The 19,873-nt window shown below is 71.0% G+C and carries 22 protein-coding genes; 13 read left to right on the forward strand and 9 right to left on the reverse strand.

Going from position 1 to position 19,873, the window contains the following annotated elements; translation table 11 throughout:
- Nucleotides 1-110 precede the first annotated feature (110 nt).
- On the forward strand, nt 111-1,535 hold the full coding sequence (locus AB0M83_RS06060; protein ID WP_364513158.1) for a short-chain fatty acyl-CoA regulator family protein: 1,425 nt from the start codon (nt 111-113) through the stop codon (nt 1,533-1,535).
- Here AB0M83_RS06060 and AB0M83_RS06065 read toward each other — a convergent pair whose 3' ends face one another.
- Both AB0M83_RS06065 and AB0M83_RS06070 read right to left on the reverse strand, forming a co-directional pair.
- Nucleotides 1,536-2,504 carry a hypothetical protein gene (locus AB0M83_RS06065; protein ID WP_364513160.1) on the reverse strand — a complete coding sequence of 323 codons (969 nt, stop codon included), beginning with the start codon at nt 2,502-2,504 and terminating at the stop codon, nt 1,536-1,538.
- Nucleotides 2,501-2,995, reverse strand: coding sequence for a SigE family RNA polymerase sigma factor (locus tag AB0M83_RS06070; protein WP_364513162.1), 495 nt, complete (start codon nt 2,993-2,995; stop codon nt 2,501-2,503). Before AB0M83_RS06070 ends, AB0M83_RS06065 begins: the two co-directional genes overlap by 4 nt.
- A gap of 86 nt (nt 2,996-3,081) precedes the next feature.
- Here AB0M83_RS06070 and ilvA point away from each other — a divergent pair, with 86 nt between their 5' ends.
- Nucleotides 3,082-4,338: a threonine ammonia-lyase IlvA gene (gene ilvA, locus AB0M83_RS06075; RefSeq protein ID WP_364513163.1), complete on the forward strand. Its 1,257-nt coding sequence runs from the start codon at nt 3,082-3,084 to the stop codon at nt 4,336-4,338.
- Nucleotides 4,339-4,358: 20 nt separating this feature from the next.
- Nucleotides 4,359-4,925, forward strand: a complete 567-nt coding sequence (locus AB0M83_RS06080; protein ID WP_364513165.1) for an NADAR family protein — start codon at nt 4,359-4,361, stop codon at nt 4,923-4,925.
- 1 nt (nt 4,926) lies between these two features.
- Here AB0M83_RS06080 and AB0M83_RS06085 read toward each other — a convergent pair whose 3' ends face one another.
- Together AB0M83_RS06085 and AB0M83_RS06090 are read right to left on the reverse strand one after the other, a co-directional pair.
- Nucleotides 4,927-6,327, reverse strand: coding sequence for an alpha/beta fold hydrolase (locus AB0M83_RS06085; RefSeq protein WP_364513167.1), 1,401 nt, complete (start codon nt 6,325-6,327; stop codon nt 4,927-4,929).
- Nucleotides 6,328-7,162: 835 nt separating this feature from the next.
- On the reverse strand, nt 7,163-7,894 hold the full coding sequence (locus tag AB0M83_RS06090; RefSeq protein WP_364513169.1) for an FCD domain-containing protein: 732 nt from the start codon (nt 7,892-7,894) through the stop codon (nt 7,163-7,165).
- Between the two features lie 57 nt (nt 7,895-7,951).
- On the opposite strand from AB0M83_RS06090, the gene AB0M83_RS06095 reads away from it, so the two are divergent.
- Complete coding sequence (locus AB0M83_RS06095) at nt 7,952-8,845, forward strand: carbon-nitrogen hydrolase family protein (RefSeq protein ID WP_364513476.1); 894 nt, start codon at nt 7,952-7,954, stop codon at nt 8,843-8,845.
- Nucleotides 8,842-10,167: an APC family permease gene (locus AB0M83_RS06100; protein ID WP_364513171.1), complete on the forward strand. Its 1,326-nt coding sequence runs from the start codon at nt 8,842-8,844 to the stop codon at nt 10,165-10,167. Before AB0M83_RS06095 ends, AB0M83_RS06100 begins: the two co-directional genes overlap by 4 nt.
- Nucleotide 10,168: 1 nt before the next feature.
- Here the strand turns inward: AB0M83_RS06100 and AB0M83_RS06105 are convergent, their stop codons facing one another.
- Both AB0M83_RS06105 and AB0M83_RS06110 read right to left on the reverse strand, forming a co-directional pair.
- Nucleotides 10,169-10,546 carry a hypothetical protein gene (locus AB0M83_RS06105; protein ID WP_364513173.1) on the reverse strand — a complete coding sequence of 126 codons (378 nt, stop codon included), beginning with the start codon at nt 10,544-10,546 and terminating at the stop codon, nt 10,169-10,171.
- A 44-nt stretch (nt 10,547-10,590) separates the two neighbouring features.
- Entirely contained in the window at nt 10,591-11,346 is a 756-nt protein-coding gene (locus tag AB0M83_RS06110; RefSeq protein WP_364513174.1) for an acyltransferase, read from the reverse strand.
- A gap of 52 nt (nt 11,347-11,398) precedes the next feature.
- Here AB0M83_RS06110 and AB0M83_RS06115 point away from each other — a divergent pair, with 52 nt between their 5' ends.
- The 6 genes from AB0M83_RS06115 to AB0M83_RS06140 all read left to right on the forward strand — a co-directional run bounded on the left by AB0M83_RS06115 (nt 11,399) and on the right by AB0M83_RS06140 (nt 16,224).
- Nucleotides 11,399-12,361 carry a nucleoside hydrolase gene (locus AB0M83_RS06115; protein ID WP_364513176.1) on the forward strand — a complete coding sequence of 321 codons (963 nt, stop codon included), beginning with the start codon at nt 11,399-11,401 and terminating at the stop codon, nt 12,359-12,361.
- Between the two features lie 23 nt (nt 12,362-12,384).
- Nucleotides 12,385-13,521: a C40 family peptidase gene (locus AB0M83_RS06120; RefSeq protein ID WP_364513479.1), complete on the forward strand. Its 1,137-nt coding sequence runs from the start codon at nt 12,385-12,387 to the stop codon at nt 13,519-13,521.
- A gap of 98 nt (nt 13,522-13,619) precedes the next feature.
- The gene (locus AB0M83_RS06125) at nt 13,620-14,027 is read left to right on the forward strand and encodes a YciI family protein (RefSeq protein ID WP_364513177.1); all 408 of its coding nucleotides are present in this window, start codon (nt 13,620-13,622) and stop codon (nt 14,025-14,027) included.
- 86 nt (nt 14,028-14,113) lie between these two features.
- Nucleotides 14,114-14,611, forward strand: coding sequence for a pyridoxamine 5'-phosphate oxidase family protein (locus AB0M83_RS06130; protein ID WP_364513179.1), 498 nt, complete (start codon nt 14,114-14,116; stop codon nt 14,609-14,611).
- A gap of 14 nt (nt 14,612-14,625) precedes the next feature.
- Nucleotides 14,626-15,075 carry a VOC family protein gene (locus tag AB0M83_RS06135; protein WP_364513181.1) on the forward strand — a complete coding sequence of 150 codons (450 nt, stop codon included), beginning with the start codon at nt 14,626-14,628 and terminating at the stop codon, nt 15,073-15,075.
- 3 nt (nt 15,076-15,078) lie between these two features.
- Nucleotides 15,079-16,224 carry a DUF6596 domain-containing protein gene (locus AB0M83_RS06140; protein WP_364513183.1) on the forward strand — a complete coding sequence of 382 codons (1,146 nt, stop codon included), beginning with the start codon at nt 15,079-15,081 and terminating at the stop codon, nt 16,222-16,224.
- Between the two features lie 21 nt (nt 16,225-16,245).
- Here the strand turns inward: AB0M83_RS06140 and AB0M83_RS06145 are convergent, their stop codons facing one another.
- Nucleotides 16,246-17,067: a hydrolase gene (locus AB0M83_RS06145; RefSeq protein ID WP_364513185.1), complete on the reverse strand. Its 822-nt coding sequence runs from the start codon at nt 17,065-17,067 to the stop codon at nt 16,246-16,248.
- Between the two features lie 69 nt (nt 17,068-17,136).
- Here AB0M83_RS06145 and AB0M83_RS06150 point away from each other — a divergent pair, with 69 nt between their 5' ends.
- The gene (locus AB0M83_RS06150) at nt 17,137-17,670 is read left to right on the forward strand and encodes a hypothetical protein (RefSeq protein ID WP_364513187.1); all 534 of its coding nucleotides are present in this window, start codon (nt 17,137-17,139) and stop codon (nt 17,668-17,670) included.
- Here AB0M83_RS06150 and AB0M83_RS06155 read toward each other — a convergent pair whose 3' ends face one another.
- Nucleotides 17,671-18,039, reverse strand: a complete 369-nt coding sequence (locus tag AB0M83_RS06155; protein ID WP_364513188.1) for a VOC family protein — start codon at nt 18,037-18,039, stop codon at nt 17,671-17,673.
- A 60-nt stretch (nt 18,040-18,099) separates the two neighbouring features.
- Here AB0M83_RS06155 and AB0M83_RS06160 point away from each other — a divergent pair, with 60 nt between their 5' ends.
- Nucleotides 18,100-18,732: a winged helix-turn-helix transcriptional regulator gene (locus tag AB0M83_RS06160; protein WP_364513190.1), complete on the forward strand. Its 633-nt coding sequence runs from the start codon at nt 18,100-18,102 to the stop codon at nt 18,730-18,732.
- Here AB0M83_RS06160 and AB0M83_RS06165 read toward each other — a convergent pair.
- Nucleotides 18,722-19,873 carry an MFS transporter gene (locus tag AB0M83_RS06165; protein WP_364513192.1) on the reverse strand — a complete coding sequence of 384 codons (1,152 nt, stop codon included), beginning with the start codon at nt 19,871-19,873 and terminating at the stop codon, nt 18,722-18,724. The genes AB0M83_RS06160 and AB0M83_RS06165 overlap by 11 nt on opposite strands.

The following is a 19,873-nucleotide window of genomic DNA, read 5'->3' on the forward strand; positions in this document are numbered from 1 at the left end:
CTCTTTGCAAAGGTTGCGAATCGCCCGGTTCGCAACTGATCGAAAATTCGCGTTCTTGACCGTTCACGTAACCGTTCAGGACCGGAAACCTTCCGGAGAAGAGGGCTCGAATGGAGAAGACTTTCGCCGGAGCGCGGTTGCGTCATTTGCGCGAAAGCCGGTCGATGAGCCAGGCCGACCTCGCCCGTGTGCTGGAGATCTCACCCAGCTACCTCAACCAGATCGAGCACAACTCGCGTCCGCTGACGGTCCCGGTGCTGCTGCGGATCACGCAGGCCTTCGGGGTCGACACGGAGTTCTTCGCCAACAACGACACGTCGCGGCTGGTCGCCGACGTCAAGGAAGCCCTGCTCGACGAGGTCCTCGGCGTCGACGTCACGACCAGCGAGCTCAACGAGCTGGCCACGAACCTGCCGGCGATCGCCCAGGCGCTGGTCAAGCTGCACCGCAGCTACCGCAACGCCGTCGAAAGCACCGCCGCGCTGACCACGGAAAACGGCCTGGGCCTGCACGGCAGCGCCGCCGGGGCGCTGCCGCACGAGGAGGTCCGCGACTTCTTCTACGAGCGCGAGAACTACGTCGCCGAACTGGACGAACGCGCCGAGAAGATGGCGGCCGACATCCCGCTGCAGCGCGGCCAGGTGCTCAGCGCGCTGAAGGACCGGCTTTGGCAGCGGTACGGCGTCGAAGTGACCAACGACGGCATCGACGAATCCGCCGGCCAGCAGCACCGCTACGAGCCGGTGACGCGCGTGCTGCGGCTAGCGCCCAGCCTGCGGGTCGGCCAGCAGGCGTTTCGCATGGCTTCGCAGATCGCGCTGCTCGACTACGACGACCTGATCACCGAGCTGGCCGACTCGTGGGCGTTCTCCGGGCCGGCGGCGCGTTCGCTGGCGCGTGTCGGCCTGGCGAACTACTTCGCGGGGGCGCTGATCCTCCCCTATGGCCCGTTCCTGGCCACGGCCGAGCGGTTCCGCTACGACATCGAGCGGCTGTGCGACCACTACGGCGTCGGCTTCGAGACCGTGTGCCACCGGCTGTCCACGTTGCAACGTCCGAAGCAGCGCGGGGTGCCGTTCTCGTTCGTCCGGGTGGACCGGGCGGGGAACATGTCGAAGCGCCAGTCCGCGGCCGGCTTCCACTTCTCCCGGGTGGGCGGGGCCTGTCCACTCTGGAACATCTACGAGGCGTTCACCCAGCCGGGGAAGATCCTGACGCAGATCGCGACGCTGCCCGACGGGAAGAGCTACTTCTGGATCGCGCGGACGGTGTCGCGCAACATCGGCGGGTACGGCAGCCCAGGCAAGACGTTCACCGTCGGCCTGGGCTGCGAACTGCGCCACGCCGGGCGGCTCGTCTATTCCACCGGTCTCGATCTGGACGAGCCGGCCGCCGCGACACCCATCGGGATGGGCTGCAAAGTCTGCGAACGGCCGGCTTGCTCCCAGCGCGCGTTCCCGACGATCGGCAAGCAGCTCACGGTGGACGAGAACACCAGCACCTTCGTTCCCTACCCGGCGGTGCCGAAGGGCTGATCACCCGATCACGTCCGTCGTCCACTTCGCCTCGTCCGGGCCGAGCAGCGTGATGCGGTCGAGCAGGCTCTGCGCGTCGATGCCCGCCGTCGCCGGTTGGTCGATCCGGACACAGGCCTGCAAACCGTTGCTCTTCGCGCAGACCGGCGAGCCGTAGTCGGTTTTCCGGCCACCCGGCGCGGAGACGGCGATCGTCGCGTGCGTCCCGTTCGACTCGTACATCAGCAGCACCCGCCACGGGACGCCGTCGGCGTCCGGGCGGCGGATCAGGAAGCCGTCCGTGATGCGGAACGTCCCCGGGAGGCCGGCGATGTGCAGGGGCAGCGGCACCCGCCGGTCCGCGAAGACCGCGTGCTCGGCCACCCGGAGCAGCACCTGCTGCCGGTCCGGGCCGGTGAGGCGGAAGGCCAGCAGCTCAGCCCACCGGCCGTCCGACATCCGCCAGCGCAGGTGGGTCTGACCGTGGTTGAGCGGGTCGTTCGCGTAGTTCGTGAGCCAGTAGCCGTCGCGGCCACCGATCCGGACCGGAACCCGCGTCGCCTGACCGGCCAGCTCACCCGGCACGGGCGGCTCCTGGTCGGAAACCGACAACAAGATCTCCGGCGGCTCCTCGCCGCGACCGACGGCCCCCGTCGAGTCGTTGTGCACGCCGACGGAGTGCTCGATGGCGGTGACCTCTTCGGGCAGCCAGCCGAAGCTCGCCTTGGCCGTGATCGGGTCGGTCGTCGGAGCCGGCTCGGGCAGAGGTGCGACGGCCACCGGCGCGGCAACGGGGTCGTGCCTGAGCACAGTCACCGCGGTCACCCCGCCGGCCGCAACCACCGCCGCGCAGCCCAGCACCAGTGCCGTGGTTCGCACCCGACGACGACGTCCGCCGGCCCGGCGCGCGCGGTCGACGTCGATCCGGGGCGGCGGCGCGGGCGCGTCGGCCAGGTCCTTCAGCATCGTGGACAGCTCGGTGTCGGTCATGCTCGTCCCTCCCAAATCGGCTCGCGCAGCAGCTCGCGGAGCGTGTCCACGGCCTTCGCGGTCTGGCTCTTGACGGTGCCTTCGGAACACCCGAGGGTCCTGGCGGCGTCGGCGACGGATTGGTCGCAGAAGTAGCGAAGGACGATGGTCGCCCGCTGGCGTGCGGGCAGCCGGTCCAGGGCGGCGCGCACGTCGAGCGCCGAGTCGACGTCCGGGCCGGGCGGCGGTGGCGCGCCGTGCTCGGCGTCGCGCAGGTCGACCCGCTTCCACCACGACGTCCGCTGCTCGGCCAGGTACGCGTTGACCAGCGTGCGGCGCGCGTAGCCGTCGAGGTTGCCCGCCCGGGAAGCCCGCGGCCAGTTCGCGTAGAGCCGGGTGATCGCCGTCTGGACGAGGTCGTCGGCCCGGTGCCAGTCCCCGCAGAGCAGGTACGCGACCTTGCGCAGCCAAGCCGACCGCGCCGTCACGTAGTCCGTGAAGCCCGCCTCCATGGAACCCCCATCCTGTTCGTCACCCCTTTGATGCGGCCGGAGGGCCGGGCGGTTGCCCGGGACGCGCGAGTCGTAGATTCAGCGGGGTGCACGACATCGACACGGTGACCGCGGCGACCATCGAAAAGGCCGCCGAGCGGCTGGCCGGGGTGGTGACCCGCACGCCGCTGGAGCCGAGCGCGCGGCTGTCGTCCCGGGTGAACGCCCAGGTCTGGGTGAAGCGCGAAGACCTGCAGACCGTCCGGTCGTACAAGATCCGCGGCGCCTACAACTTCATCGTCCAGCTCGAAGAGGACGTACGCACGCTCGGCGTGGTGTGCGCCAGCGCCGGCAACCACGCCCAAGGCGTCGCGTACGCGTGCCGGCGGCTCGGCGCGAACGGCCGCGTCTACGTCCCGGGCACCACGCCGCGGCAGAAGCGCGAACGCATCGCGACGCTCGGCGGCGCGCACATCGAAGTCATCGTCGTCGGCGAAACGTACGAAGACGCCTTCGCCGCCGCCAACGAGGACGCGCAGCGCACCGGGGCGACCCTCGTGCCGGCGTTCGACGACGTCCGCACCGTCGCCGGCCAGGGCACGGTCGCGTTGGAGGTCGTCGAGCAGCTCGGCTTCGTCCCCGACGTCGTGGTCGTCCCGGTCGGCGGGGGCGGGCTGCTCGCCGGTGTCGGCAGCTGGCTGCGGGAACGGCACCCGGAGGTCCGGGTCGTCGGCGTCGAACCCGCGGGCGCGGCGTGCATGGCGGCCGCCTTGGCGGCGGGACAGCCGGTGCGGCTGCCCGAGCTCGACTCGTTCGTCGACGGCGCCGCCGTGCGCGAGGCCGGCGCCGTCACCTACCCGCTCATCCGCGAGAGCGGCGCCGAGCTGACCTCGGTCGCCGAGGGGGCGATCTGCACCGAGATGCTGGCGATGTACCAGTCCGACGGGATCATCGCCGAGCCCGCGGGCGCGCTGGCCGCGGCTTCGCTCGGTTCAGTGGTCGAGGTGAAGCCGCGACAGACCGTCGTCGTCGTGGTCTCCGGCGGCAACAACGACGTCAGCCGCTACGGCGAGATCCTCGAACGCTCGCTGATGCACGAAGGGCTGAAGCACTACTTCCTCGTCGGGTTCCCGCAGGAGCCGGGCGCGCTGCGGCGGTTCCTCGAGCAGGTGCTCGGGCCCGAGGACGACATCACCCGCTTCGAGTACGTCAAGCGCACCAACCGCGAGATGGGCCCGGCGCTGGTCGGCGTGGAAATCGCCCGGTCGTCCGACCTCCCGGGCCTGCTGGCGCGGATGGACGCGAGCCCCCTGCAGGTCGAGCGGATCGAGCCGGGCAGCCCCCTGTTCCACTTCCTCCTCTGACCGCGTGGTCCACTAGGCGGATGGTGAAGGTCGACGGGGTCCGCAGTGTCGAGGCGTTGCGCGAAAAGGTCCACGAGGGTGCGGAGCCCGAATACCTGCTGTTCTACGGGCACACGCCCACGAAGTCCGGACGGGTGACGGCGAGCTGCCTGAGCCAGTGGTGGGTCGACCCGTTCGAGGCCGACGGCGTCGTCTACCCGACCGCCGAGCACTACATGATGGCCGGCAAGGCCGAGCTGTTCGGCGACCACGAGAAGGCTGCGCTGATCCGGGAGACGCCCGACGCGAAGACGGCGAAGGTGCTCGGCCGCGAGGTCGCCGGGTTCGACGCCGCGACCTGGGAACGGCACCGGTTCGACATCGTCGTCGACGGCAACCTGGCCAAGTTCCGCGCCCACCGCGACCTGCGCCGGTTCTTGCTCGGAACCGGCGAGGCCGTGATCGTCGAGGCGTCGAAGAAGGACCTCGTGTGGGGCAGCGGCCTCGCGCGCGAGGAGAAGAACGCGACCAAGCCGGACTACTGGCGTGGGCTGAACCTGCTCGGCTTCGCACTGATGGAGGTCCGCGAGCAGCTGCGGGCTCGCTGACTCACGGCTTGGGGGTCGGCGCGCCCGGGCACGGCTCCGACGTCGTCCGGCCCGTGTCGAAGAAAGTGACGGCGGCGTCGGCGCACGGTAGTGAGGACAGCGAGCCGTGGGCGTCGTCCTCGACGGTCATCAGCGTGCCGCCGATCTTGCGCTGCATCCGGATCGCCCAGCCGATGGGCGTGACCGGCTCGTAGGCGTGGCCGACGAGCTGCAGCGGGCTTTGCCCGTCGGCGAACGACCACGGCCGCGCGTCCAGCGGCCAGCCGATGCAGAGCTGTTCGTAAAAGCCGTAGGCACCGGCGACCGGCAGACGTTTCATCCGGTCGAGCCGGTGCTGCCAGACGGTGTCGAAGTCGCGAGGGCTCGGTGACTCGTTGCAGAGCAGGGCCGTCTGCTGGAAGTGGTTGAACGCCTGCGGCTCGCCGTCCCAGCCGAAGCCGTGGGTCTTCGCGGTCTTCGGCGCGGGCGTCCTTCCGTCGCGAAGGGCGGCGAGCTGCTCGGCGAGGCCGGTCCACTCGCGGCGCGGGTTGGCGAGCATGCCGTTCACGGTCGCGCCGAACTTCGCCCGCAGGTCGAGGAGGGCCTTCGCGACCACGGGCTCCGTGGTCCCGAAGTGGTAGACGGCGTCGTAGCGGGCGATCCAGGACGCGAACTCGTGGAAGGTGTTCTCCCCGGCGGTCGCCTGGTCGTCGTCCATTTCGGTGACGTTGAGGTCCGGCGCCATGACGGAGTCGAGCAGCATCTTGTCGACGTGGTCGTCGAAGAGCGACCGGTACTGCGCGCCGAGCGCGGTGCCCCAGGAGACGCCGTAGTAGCCGATCTTGTTCTCGCCGAGGGCCTGCCGGATCCGGTCTAGGTCGCGGGCGATGGTCGGCGTGGTCAGGTTCCGGACGAAGGCGGGGTGCGCGGCAACGCACTCGCGGTTCGCGGCGGCTGCGCGCTCCGCGGCTTCGCGGGCCTTCTCCTTGTCGGGGACGCCGGGGTCGGGATCCGGGAAGTCGACCGCGCACGGCAGGTCGGCGCTGTAGCCGACGCCCCGCGGGTCGAACCCGATGAGGTCGTGGTGGACGCCGATGCCACCGGCGTGACTGCCGGCGATGCTGCGCGGCATGGTCAGGCCGGACTGACCGGGCCCACCCGGGTTCAGCAGGACGACGCCGGCTTTCGCGCCCGTCGCCTTGATCCGGCTGACGGCGATGTCGATCTTCGGGCCGCCCGGGTCGGCGTAGTCGAGCGGGACCGGGACGAGCGTGCACTCGCTGCGCTGATCACCGGAGTCCCAGCCTTTCGCGACGGCAGAGCAGAGCTGCCAGGAGACGCCCTCCGCGGCGGCGACCGCGGGGACGGCTGGGACGAGCGCCGCGGCGACGAGCAGCGGGACGGCGAACCGGGTGATCGACATGGACCCAGGCTGCCGGGAGGGCGGTCGGGGGAGATCGGCCGATCAGCCGATGATCACCGCCGAACGGCCGGAGCCAAGACGATGGTCGCCTTCCGGCCCACGGCGGTGCGCCTCAGGCTGCGGCTGTCACGGTCTCGGCCCATGGTTCGGGCGCGGCACGGCCGGGCGCGGCCGGGCGCCGGGAGTGGTGCGGCTCCGGCTATCGCCAGGTCAAACAGGCCGCAAGCCACTGCCGAACCTCGCCGACTTCCGGTCATTGCCGGGCAGAGCCAGCCGGTTCCAGTCGGGGCACGTGAGCTGCCGTCAGTTTCCGACCACTGCCGAACCTCGCCGACTCCGGGCCGCAGCCGAGCAAAACCCAGCCGGTTCCGATCGGGGCACGTGAGCTGCCGTCAGTTTGCGCCACTGCCGAACCTCGCCGAATCCCGGCCGCAGCCGGACAGAACCCAGCTGGTTCCGATCGGGGCAAGCGAGCTGCCGTCAGTTTGCGCCACTGCCGAACCTCGCCGAATCCCGGCCGCAGCCGGACAGAACCCAGCTGGTTCCGATCGGGGCGAACGAGCTGTCGCCAGTTTCCGCCCCCACCGACCACGCCGATTTCCCGCCGCAGCCCAGCAGAACCCAGCCAGTTCCAGCCGGGGCAAACGAGCTGTCGCCTCTTTCCGACCACTGCTGCGCCGAGCCCGACCAACCTCTCACCGGCTCCAAGCAACACTCGCCGAGCACCGGCGGCGGGAGGCCCAGCTCGGTGCTGTTCGACACCGCGAGCGAGTTCGGCCAAGCCGTCGCCCATTGCCGACAATCGCCGTGGCGATCCGGCTTAGCCGGGCCGTCGTCAGTTTTCGGGCGTTGGCGGGTCTCCTGTGGCGAGGCCGACGAACATCGTCTGGTGCAGGCCGCGCACGTGCTTCCTCGTCACGCGGGCCGCCGCGTCCGGGTCGCCCGCTGCCAGCGCCTTCACCAGACGCCCGTGATCGCGGTTCGACTCGCGCAGCTTCGTCATCGGGTACGGCAGGTAGAACCGGTACAGCTCGGCCAGCACCGTCTCGTACTGCGCCACCGCCGCGGCCGGGGCGGGAGCCGCCACCGTCCGGTGGAACTCCGCGTCCAGCTCGTGGAACTCTGCCCAGCCCGTCGCCGTGTCCATGCGGGCGACCAACGTCCGCAAGCGCGGCAGGTCCGGTGACCGCTTCGCCACCAGCTGGACCAGACCCGTCTCCAGGACCAGGCGATGGTCGATCAGGTCGCGGACCTCGGCCGCCGACTCACGGTACGCGCCGACCTCACGGACTTGCTCACGCGGCGGATTTTCGGTCACGAGCGTTCCGCCGCCTCGGCCCCGACGGCGTTCGATCAGGCCGTCGCCGACCAGGGACTCCAGGGCTCTGCGCACGGTGATCTCCGCGACCCCGAGCGCTCGCGCGATGTCGGCGTTCACCGGCAGGCGCTCCCCCGGCTTCAGCAGGCCGAGCTCCACCGCGAGCGCGATGCGGGCGCGGACCGTGTCCAGTGCGGACAGCCGCCGGATGCCGGTCAATGCCGGCGCGCTCAGGTCTGCCGTCGCCATGAACCGACCGTACCGCACAAATTGCTCATCTTGAGCACTCTTGTTTAAGTGTTCAAGATGGACTATTTTTCGTCCATGCCGCGACCACTGCCGATCGCCCTCGTGCAAGCGCCGCCCCGACCCGCCGGCGACGACGGGTTCACGGGCGAGGTCGAAGGCGTCCTCGGCCGGTTTCCGGACACGCGTCTGGCCGCCTTCCCCGAGCTGCACCTCTGCGGCGTCGACGGCGAAGGCGACGAACGCACCGAGCAGCTTCGGGCCGCCGCCCAGCCCCTGCACGGACCAAGGACCAAGGAGCTCGCGGAACTGGCCGGCGACCTGGGGATCTGGCTCGCACCCGGCACCGTTTGCGAAGAAGGCGACCACGGCGAGCTGTTCAACACCGCCCTCGTCTTTTCTCCGCGAGGCGAGCTGGCCGGCTGGTACCGCAAGATCTTCCCTTGGCGGCCGCACGAGCCCTACGATCCCGGCGATCGGTTCGTCGTCGCCGATCTGGCCGATGCCGGCCGCGTCGGGTTTTCCATCTGCTACGACGCCTGGTTCCCGGAAGTGACCCGGCACCTCGCGTGGATGGGCGCCGAGCTCGTGCTCAACCCCGTCCAGACCACGACCCGCGACCGCGCCCAGGAGCTCGTGCTGGCCCGGGCGAACGCCATCGTCAACCAGGTCTTCGTCGCCAGCGTGAACACGGCTGGGCCGTTCGGAATGGGCGACAGCCTGCTCGTCGGGCCCGAAGGCGACGTGCTCGGCGCGTTGCCGGGAACCGGTCAAGGCGTCCTCGCCCACACGATCGACCTCGACGAGGTGGCGCGCGTTCGCCGCGTGGGCACCGCGGGCACCAACCGCATGTGGGCGCAGTTCACCCCCACCGACGCACCCCTCGACCTGCCGCTCTACCAGGGCCGCATCGACCCGGACCGCTGGCGTCCACGAGAAGGAGACGACCGATGACCTCCACGGCCGCGGCCCCGGCCGCCCTGCAGCGCCGGCTCGGGCTGCCCGGCGTCGTCCTGTTCGGGCTCGCCTACATGGCGCCGCTCATCGTGCTGGGCACCTTTGGCATCGTCGCAACGACGACCGACGGCACCGTGCCTTCGGCATACCTGCTCGCCCTGGTCGCGATGCTGTTCACGGCGGCGAGCTACGGGAAGATGGCCCGCACCCATCCCGTCGCCGGCTCGGCCTACACCTATGTCCGGAAAGCGGTCGACGCGCGCGCCGGGTTCCTGGTCGGCTGGGCGGTGCTGCTCGACTACTTCTTCCTGCCGATGGTGATCTGGCTGATCGGCGGCGCGTACCTCTCGGCCGAGTTCCCCGCCGTGCCCAATTGGATCTGGTTGATCACTTTTATCGCCGTGACGACGATCCTCAACGTCCTGGGCATCAAGATCGCCGAAAAGGCCAACTTCGTCCTGATGGCCTTCCAGATCCTGGTGATCGGCTTCTTCGTCGTTCTTTCGGTCAAGCAGGTCCTGCACGTCGGCGGCTCGCTGGCGAGCACCCAGCCGTTCTTCCACCCGGGCAGCACGCTGGGGACGATCTCCGGCGGCGCCGCGCTCGCGACGTACTCCTTCCTCGGCTTCGACGCCGTGACGACGTTGACCGAAGAGACGACCGAGCCGCGCCGGACCATTCCCCGCGCCATCCTGCTGACCGCGCTGATCGGCGGCGGCATCTTCGTCGTGCTCGCCTACTTCACCCAGCTCGCGCACCCGGGCAGCGCGTTCACCGACGAGTCGTCCGCCGCGTTCGAAATCGCGACGACGATCGGCGGTAACCTCTTCGCGTCGTTCTTCCTCGCCGGTCTGGTCGTGGCGCAGTTCGCGTCGGGGATCGCCGCGCAGGCGAGCGCGTCGCGGCTGATGTTCGCCATGGGCCGCGACGGCGTCCTGCCGCGGATCTTCGGCAAGCTCCAGCCGCGGTTCGCGACGCCGGTGTTCGGCATCGTCCTGACCGGGCTCGTCGGACTGGTCGCGCTGTCGCTGGACGTCAGCACGTCGACGTCGTTCATCAACTTCGGGGCGTTCACGGCGTTCACGTTCGTCAACGTCAGCGTCCTGGCGACGTGGCTGCGCGACCGGACCGGGAAACGCGCGCTGACCTGGGTGGTCTTCCCGGTGATCGGCGCCGTGGTCGATTTGTGGCTGCTGGTCAACCTGGACGGCATCGCGCTGGTGTTCGGCCTGGTCTGGCTGGCGATCGGCATCGTCGTCCTGGCGGCGATCACCTGCGGCTTCCGCCGGCCGCCGCCGGAGATGACGTTCGAGGAGTAGGTCAGCCGCCCGGGCAGTCGTTGCCGCCGCCGCTGCGCTCGACGCAGTGGCGCGGCTCCGGCGGAGGCGGCGGGGCGTGCCGGACGTCGTCGACCCAATTCATCCCGGCGACCGCGACGGCCAGGACCAGGCAGATCCCGAAGAACCAGGTCCACCCGCGATGCCGCCCGAAGGCCGCGACGACGACGCCGACCAGCGGCAGCCCGGCGCCGAGCCAAGCTGCCCAGGTCAGGTAGCCGTCGCCCGCGTGACTGCTCGTGCCGAACACCGGGAAGCTCGCCAGGAACCCCTGCAAGAACAAGAACGGGACGACGAGCAGCAGGCCCGCGGCGCACAGCGCCAGCACGAGCGACGACCAGACAGTCCGCGACTCCCCCACGCGGTCATCATGCCCGGGCGGAAGACCACGGCACCTGAGTAGATCTACTGCTCGCCGAGGGTTTTCTGCAGTGCCTTGTTCGCCTTCCGCGCCATGTCGGCGACAGCCTCACGGCGAGCCGCGTCGGCCGCGTAGTCCTCTTCGCGGTTACGCACCACGCGGGCCGGCGCGCCGACCGCGATCGAGTAGTCGGGGATGTCGCCACGCACGACCGCGTGCGCGCCCAGCACCGAACCACGGCCGATGCGGGTGCCCTTCAGGACGCTGACCTTCGTGCCCAGCCACGTGTCCGGCCCGATGCGCACCGGGGACTTCACGATGCCCTGGTCCTTGATCGGCACGTGGATGTCGGCGATGACGTGGTCGAAGTCACAGATGTACACCCAGTCGGCGACCAGCGTGGCCGCGCCGAGCTCGATGTCGAGGTAGCAGTTGATGACGTTCTGGCGGCCGAACACGGACTTGTCGCCGATCCGCAGCGAACCCTCGTGGCAGCGGATCGCGTTGCCGTCGCCGATGTGCACCCAGCGGCCGATCTCCAGCCGCCCGTAGCCCGGCCGGCAGTGGATCTCGACGTCCTTCCCGAGGAAGAGCATCCCGCGCAGGATGATGTGCGGGTTGGCAAGCCGGAACTTGAGCAGGCGGTAGTACCGGACGAGGTACCAAGGCGTGTACGCGCGGTTGCGCAGCACCCACCGCAGCGAGTCGGCGGTCAGGAACTTCGCCTGCCGCGGGTCGCGCCGCGCGCGCCGCCAGGCCCGCACCCGCGACAGGGCGGGCGCACCCCACATCGACGTCATGCCCGTGACCGTAACCTGTGTGCGGGACGGGTTCACGGGCAAGGGGAGCTGGATGGGCACGAAGCTGATCATCGACACCGACCCGGGCGTCGACGACGCGCTGGCGATCGCGCTGGCGGCGCTGTCCCCGGACGTCGAACTGCTGGGCGTGACGTCGGTTTTCGGCAACGTGCCACTGGACCGCACGACCTCGAACGCACGCCGGCTGCTGGAACTCTTCGGCCGCACCGACGTGCCGGTGGCCGCCGGGGCCGCCCGGCCGCTCGTGTATTCGAAGCCGCGCGACGCCAAGGAGGTCCACGGCGGCGACGGCCTGTCGGGCCACTCCTACACGCTGCCCGAGGCGAGCCGTCCCCTCGACGAGCGTGACGCCGTCCGCCTGATGGTCGACCTGCTCGAAGCCGCCGACGAGCCGGTGACCATCGCGCCGATCGGGCCGCTGACGAACATCGCCGCGTTGCTGGCTGCCCACCCGGGCGCGGCGGCGAAGATCGCGCGGCTCGTGATCATGGGCGGCGGGGTGACGTTCGGCAACAGCACCACCGCCGCCGAGTTCAACATCTGGAGCGACCCCGAAGCGGCTCGCCGCGTGCTGGTCGAGGAGGACGTCCCGGTCGTCCTCGTGCCGCTCGACCTCACGCACCGCTGCGCCGTCGACGCCGACTGGCTGGCGAAGCTCGCGTCGTCGGGGCCGGTCGGCGCCGTCCTCGAAGGCCTCACCTCGACCTACCGGCAGCACTACACGCGCGTGTTCGGCGAGGACCGCATGGTCATGCACGACGCCGTCGCGGTCGCGGAGGCGATCTCGCCGGGAATCCTCCAGACCGAGACCTACCGCGTCGACGTCGACTGCGGGCTGGGCCCGGCGCGCGGGCAGACGCTCGTCGACCGGCGAAGGCTCGGCGAAGACGATCCTCAGTTCAGTCCCGGCCGCCCGATCGAGGTCGCGATGGACACCGACCTCGACGGCCTGCGCGGTTTCGTCCTCGACCGGTTGACCGGAGCCGCGCGGTGAGCGACGAGCCGGAGATCGTGCCGATCGAAGAGCCCGAGGTCGCACCGGAGGAGAAGCCCGGGCCTCGCCGCCGGAAGGCCGCCGTCGTGGTGGCCGCGGTGGTCGTGGTCGCCGCCGCGCTCGTCGTGGGCGTCCAGTTCGCGCCGAAGCAGCAGGAGACGACGAACGCCGCCGCGACGGTCACCCAGCCGGTTTCCGTCCCGAAACCGACCACATCCCCGCAGACGTCGGCGCCGCCCAAGGTGCCGGAAGCGAGCGAGTTCGACGCCTGGGCGTCCAAGACCAGCCAGTGGCTCGACGTCCCGCTGCGCGCGATGGTCGGCTACGCGAAGGCGACGACGAAACTCGCCAAGGACGCCCCGGGCTGCCACCTGTCGTGGGTGACGCTGGCCGCGGTCGGCAAGGTGACCACGGACCACGGCCGCGCGCAGGGCGGGCAGATCGGCACCACCGGCGTGCTGGACAAGCCGCTCGGCACGATCGAGGTGCGCGACTTTTACAACAAGGTCGTCTCGACGGCGAACGCCGCCGGGCCGATGCAGGTCTCCCCCGCGATCTGGGCGAAGTACCAGGCGAGCTACACCGGCGGGAAACCCGATGTCCAGAACATCGACGACGCCGCGCTGACCACCGGCCGCGCGCTGTGCGACGGCGGCACCGACCTCTCCCAGGGCCAGCCGTGGTGGGACTCGGTGGCGAAGCTGCAGTCGGCGCCGCTGCTCCTGCACCGGACGCTGGCCACGGTCAACGTCTACGGCACGGTCGGCCAGGGGTCCGCGGCGCCGAACCCGGCGGTGCTGAGCGCGGTGAACTTCGCCATCGACAAGATCGGGCTCCCCTACATCTGGGGCGGCAACGGCACCGGCGGCAACGACCCGGGCTTCGACTGCTCCGGCCTGACGACGGCGGCGTACGGGAGCGCCGGCGTCAAGCTGATGCGCACGGCCGACACGCAGTTCCGGAGCGTCCCGCACGTGACCGATCCGCAGCTGGGCGACCTGATCTTCTACGGCGAGCCGGCGACGAAGATCCACCACGTCGGGCTCTACATCGGCAACCAGCAGATGATCGACGCGCCGCAGACCGGCCAGGCGGTGCAGGTGCACTCCTACCGCAGGAACGGCGACGACTACGCCGGAGCGGGCCGCCCGACGGCCTGAGAAAATTCTCCGGCGGCGATGTCGAGAACGCGCGATCGGCTGCGTCCCCGGGTCGGACGCGGCCAAGATGGGCCGCACCCGGACCGAGGAGAACGACCATGGCCAAGTACCTGCTGCTGAAGCACTACCGAGGCGCCCCGGCTGCCGTCCACAACGTGCCCATGGACCAGTGGACGCCGGAGGAGATCTCGGCCCACGTGCAGTACATGCAGGATTTCGGGGCCCGGCTCGAGGAGACCGGCGAGTTCGTCGAGCACCAGGCGCTCACCCCCGAGGGGACGTTCGTCCGGTTCGACGGCGACGGTCGCCCGCCGGTCACCGACGGCCCGTTCGCCGAGACGAAGGATCTCATCGCCGGCTGGACGGTCATCGACGTCGACAGCTACGAGCGCGCCCTCGAGCTGGCCGCAGAGCTGTCGGCCGCCCCCGGCGCGGGCGGGAAGCCGATCGGCGAGTGGCTCGAGCTGCGTCCGTTCTGGGGCGCGACGCCGACCATTACGGAGTGACCTAGGTCACATCGGCGCTGTGTCGAGAAGCCGCCCGCGGTTCCGTCCCCGGCACGAACCACAGCCGATCCGACGAGGAGACCGACATGCAGCAGAGCACGATCGACGAGATCCTGAACCGCCCGCTCAGCCAGGAGCTGCTGGCCCGGGACCTCACCCGGCTGGCCTACACCGCCGTGGACGGCACGCCCCGGTCGATCCCGATCGGGTTCACCTGGAACGGGTCGCAGATCGTCCTGTGCACGCCGACGAACGCGCCGAAGCTGCCGTCGTTGCGCCGCAACCCGGCGGTCGCCCTGACGATCGACACCGAGGTGCACCCGCCGAAGATCCTGCTGATCCGGGGCACGGCCGAGCTGGACGTCGTCGACGGCATCCCGGAGGAGTACCTGCAGTTCAACGGCACCTACGAGATGACGCCGGAGCAGCGGGTGGAGTGGGAGAAGGGCGTGCGGTCGCTCTACGACGGCATGGTCCGCATCGTGGTCACCCCCACCTGGGCCAAGCTGATCGACTTCGAGACGACACTGCCCACCGCCGTCGAAGAGCTCGTGCAGCGGCAGAAGGAACGTCAGCACGCCTGAGGAGGAGATCGTCAATGGGTGACAACAGTGTCCTGGCGCGGCTCGAACACATCGGCATCGTCGTCGAGGACCTCGGCGCCGCCAAGGCGTTCTTCAGCGAGCTCGGGCTGGAGCTCGAGGGCGAGATGACGGTCGAAGGCCGCGTCGTCGACCTCATCGTCGGGCTGGCCGGCGTCCGCTCGGACGTCGCGATGATGCGGACGCCGGACGGCAACGGATGCCTCGAACTGATCAGGTACCAGACGCCCGCGGGGCCGGCCGGGGACCCGGCCGCGCCGGCGAACACGCCCGGCATCCGGCACATCCTGTTCGAGGTGGCGGACATCGACGACGTCGTGGGACGACTGCGCAAGCACGGCGCCGAGCTCGTCGGCGAGGTGGCGCAGTACGAAGACAGCTTCCGGCTCTGCTACCTGCGCGGGCCGGCGGGGATCATCGTCGAGCTGGCCGAAAAGATCGGGTGAACCGTGGACGAAGTCCTGCTTCGGAGCCTGACGCCGCACGTGCTCGGGATCCTCGTGCGGCGCGGAGCCGACTTCGCTTCGGCCGAGGACGCCGTGCAGGACGCGCTGCTCGAAGCACTCCGCTTCTGGCCCGCCGAGCCGCCGCGCGACCCGAAGGGCTGGCTGGTCACGGTCGCCTGGCGCAAGTTCCTCGACGCGACCAGGTCGGAGAGCGCCCGGCGGCGGCGTGAGGACCTGGTCGACGTCGAGCCGGCGCCCGGGCCGGCGGCCGCCTCGGACGACACGCTCCAGCTCTACTTCCTGTGCGCGCACCCGTCACTGACGCCGTCTTCGGCGGTCGCGCTCACCCTGCGCGCCGTCGGCGGGCTGACCACGCGTCAGATCGCGCAGGCCTACCTGGTTCCCGAAGCGACCATGGCGCAGCGCATCAGCCGGGCCAAGCGCACGGTCGGGCAGGTGCGGTTCGACCAGCCCGGTGACGTCGCGACCGTGCTGCGCGTCCTCTACCTGGTCTTCAACGAGGGCTACTCCGGCGATGTCGACCTGGCCGCCGAGGCCATCCGGCTGACCCGGCAGCTCGCGGCCGCGATCGACCACCCCGAGGTCGCGGGGCTGCTGGCGCTGATGCTGCTCCACCACGCCCGGCGCGCCGGGCGGATCGCGGCCGACGGCAGCCTGGTGCCCCTCGCCGAGCAGGACCGCGGCCGGTGGGACACCTCGGCGATCGCCGAGGGCGTGGCGATCCTGCAGAAGGCGCTCGCCCGCGACCGGCTCGGCGAGTTCCAGGCCCAGGCGGCCATCGCGGCCCTGCACGCCGACGCGCCGACCGCCGGGGAGACGGACTGGGTGCAGATCGTCGAGTGGTACGACGAGCTCGCGCAGTTGACCGACAGCCCGGTCGTCCGGCTCAACCGCGCGGTGGCGGTGGGCGAGGCCGACGGACCACGCGCCGGCCTGGCGGCCCTCGCGGAGCTGGACGACGCGCTGCCCCGGTACACGGCGGTGGCGGCGTACCTCCACGAGCGCGACGGCGATCTGACGACGGCCGCGCGGTTGTACGCCGAAGCGGCCGAGAAGGCGCCCAACCTCGCGGAATGCACTCATCTGACCCGGCAGGCCGCGCGGCTCAACACCCTTCGGCGTGGGTGAGTCCGACCGCGTGCAGTCCCGTCAGCCGAGGTGGTCGTTCGCCCCGCTCACCCACTCGATGTAGCGCTCGGCCGACCGGCGGACCGCGCCCTTGGCGTCGCCCAGGATCTTGCCGCCCAGGAGACCGTAGAGGCGGTCGAACTCGTACGGCTCGAGCCGGTCCACGATGCGCCGGACCAGCCCCGCCGACAGCGGGATCTTGTTCGGGTAGCTGCGCATGAACGTCACCCAGCCCGCCGCTGCCACCGGCACCATCGTGTCGCCGGCCAGCACGAAGCCGCCGGTTTCGGTAGCGACGTGGGCGACCGCGGCGCCCGGGAAGTGCCCGCCTGCCTCGATGAGCGTCACGCCGGGCAGGATCCGCTCGGTGCCCGACCACTCCCGGATCATCGGGTCTTCGCGCCGCACCCACTGCCGGTCGGCGGCGTGCACCAGAACGGGGACACGGCCGAGGCGGTGGCTCCAGCTGACCTGGGAGCCGTACATGTGCGGGTGGCTGGCCACGATCACCGCGGCGCCGCCGAGCTCCTCGATCTCGGCGGCGAGCGCCGCGTCGAGGTGGTTCGGCGGGTCCCACAGGAGGTTGCCCCCGGCGGTCCGGACCAGGTGCGACCACTGGCCGATGCCGAACGGCGGTTCGCGGTTGAACCGGTGCAGCCCCGCTTCCAGCTCCTCGTGGACGGCTTCGTGGCCGTCGGCCGAAAGCTTGCCGAGGGTCGTCCACACCTGCCCGGAAGCGGGCACCCACTGGCGGTCGTCGGCGCAGATGGCGCAGGTGCCGGCCGGGGGCCGGCCGGTGTCGGGGTGTTCGACCCCGCAGGTTCCGCAGATCCAGATCGTCATCACGCCAGTCTCGAAGCTCCAGCAAGGTCGAGGTCAACCTCGCTGCGAGAGCCCTGGGACAATCCCGCTATGGACTCGGGGACGACCACGCAGCTGATCACCGTGGGCGCGACGCTCGGCGGCGTGCTGCTCACGATGCTGACCACCACACTCGTGGAGGGCCGCAAGCTCAAGGCGACCCAGCGTGCCGAGGAGCGGAAGCGCGCGGCCGAGCACGCCACCTGGCTGCGTGACGAACGGGTCAAGGCCTACGCGGGCCTGTCGAACGCGGGCGAAGAGGCGTTCCAGCTGATCCGGTCGGAGTTCGTCAAGCTGCCGGAGAGCCGCGCCGAGATCGAGGTCCGGTGGCGAGAACGGCGCAACGAGCTGCGCAAGGCGCACAACCAGGTCGCGCTGTTCGGCACGGAAGAACCCCGCCGGCGCGGCAAGGAACTGTGGAAAGTGGCCCGCAACGGGGCGAACGACGTCCTCGCCGTACCGGACTCCGGTGACCCGGCGGTGCGGCAGGCCGGTCTCGACCGCGTGCTGACGGGGATCAGCGAGACCGGCGACCGGTTCCTCGAAGCCTGCCGCGCCGATATCCAGGGCACGACGGACCAGTAGTCACGCTGGGCCGGCGAGCCCGATCAGGTTGCCCTGGGGGTCGGTGAAGTGCGCGACCACCAGGTCGCGCCCCGGCGCGCGGGCCGGGCCCAGCCGGCGCGTTCCGCCGAGGCGTTCGGCCTGCGCCAGCGCCGCCGCGACGTCCGGGACGCCCACGTAGAACACCACGTGGCTCTCGTACCCCGCGCCGCCGCCGACGCCGCCCGGGATGGTGTCCGTCTCGACGAAGCCGTAGTTGCCCGCTTCCGACACCTGGTCCGCCACCGGCCCCGAGGTGTCGAACTCCCAGCCGAACAGCTCGCCGTAGTACCCGCGCAGCCGCGCCGGGTCCGTCCCGATGACCTCGAAGTGCACCACAGGATTTCCCATGACGGCGACCGTACGCCGCCCTAATTGTTAAAAACAACCTCCCAGTTGTAGATTGGCACCATGCCGACGAGCCGTACCTACGGAGACGCCTGCGCCACCGCCCGCGCGCTGGACGTCGTCGGGGAACGCTGGGCGCTGCTCGTCGTGCGCGAGCTGCTGCTCGGGCCGCAGCGGTTCTCCGACGTCCGCCGCGCGCTGCCGGGCGCCAGCTCGAACCTGGTCACCGACCGGCTGCGCGAGCTCGAGGGCCACGGCGTGCTGACCCGCCGGAAGCTGCCGCCCCCGGCGGCGTCGACGGTCTACGAGCTGACCGAGTGGGGCCGCGAGCTCGAGCCGATCGTGCTGGCTCTCGGCGCGTGGGCCGCCCGCGTGCCCCTCCCCGAGCCGGCGACGCTCGGCGCGACGTCGATGCTGCTGTTCCTCCGCGGCTCCGCCCGCCCGCGCACGACGGCTTGCTACCGCGTCGAACTGGACGATCGCGTGTGGACGGTCCGCACCGAGCCGGGCCGGCTGACGGTCGAGCCCGGCGAGCCCGCCACCCCGGACGCGACGATCCGGACCGACCCGCGCACGCTGAACGCCCTGCTTGAGAAGCCGTCGGACCTGCACGCGGCGATCGAAGACGGCCGGATGACGGTCGAAGGTGACCGGAAGGCCGTCCACCGGCTGCTCCGGGAAAGAGTCACCGCGTGAGCGCTGCCTCGCGGACCCGCAGCGACGGTGCCAGGAACAAGATCCCGAACGTCACTACGACCGCCGACGACAACGCCCAGTGCAGCCCGATCCTCGTCGCCAGCGCGCCCACGAGCACCGGCTCCACCAGGAACCCCAGGTACCCGCACGCGGCGACGGCCGCGACCGCCTTGCCCGGCGCGTCCGCCTGCTTGCGGCTCGCCACGCTCCACGCGATCGGCACGATCCCGGCCACGCCGAGGCCGACCACCGCGAAGCCGAAGACCACCGCGACCGGCCAGGGGGCGAGGAGGACCACGGCGAAGCCCAGCACCGCGACCGTGGTCGCCACGCGGACGAACCGCACCGCGCCCGTGCGCGCCACCACCCGGTCGGCGACCAGGCGGACCGCGATCATCGTCCCGGAAAACGCGAAGTAACCCAGTGACGCGAGCGCGGGCGTCGCGCCGGTGACGTCCGCCAGGTACACCGCGCTCCAGCTGTTGACCGCGCCCTCGGCGACGAACCCGCAGAACGCGATCACGCCGAGCGGCACCAGCGCCCGGCCCGGCCACGCGAACGCCGCCTCGCCCTGGCCGCGATCCGCCCCGGACAGGAACAGGGCCCGGCCCCACAGCGCCAGCGCGAGCAGCACCGCGCCCGCGATCGGGAAGTGCACCGAGACCGGGACGTGCAGGGCCTCCATCAGCGCGTCGACGCCGGAGCCGGCGAGGCCGCCGATGTTCCAGAACGCGTGGAAGCCGGCGAAGATCGGGCGCCCGTAGCCCTCCTCGACGCGGGCCGCGTGGGCGTTCATCGCGACGTCGAGCAGGCTGTTGCCCACGCCGAGCACCACGAGCGCGGCGACGAACACCGGCGCGGACCACGCGAACGCCACCAGCGGCAGCCCGCCGCACAGCACGGCCGCGCCGAGGACGACGGCCGCGCGGCTGCCGATCCGGGTGAGCAGCGCCCCCGCGCCCACCAGCGCGACCACCGACCCCAGGGCGAGCCCGAAGAGCCCCGTCGCCAGCCAGCCCGTGGTCAGCCCCAGGTGCTCCTGCACCGCCGGCACCCGCGCCAGCCAGGTCGCGAACGCCGCGCCGCACACGGCGAAGACGACGGAGACCCCCAGGCGAGCGCGTTTCAGTTCTCCGGCCAC

The organism is Amycolatopsis sp. NPDC051106 (assembly GCF_040682775.1).
Classification (GTDB): domain Bacteria; phylum Actinomycetota; class Actinomycetes; order Mycobacteriales; family Pseudonocardiaceae; genus Amycolatopsis.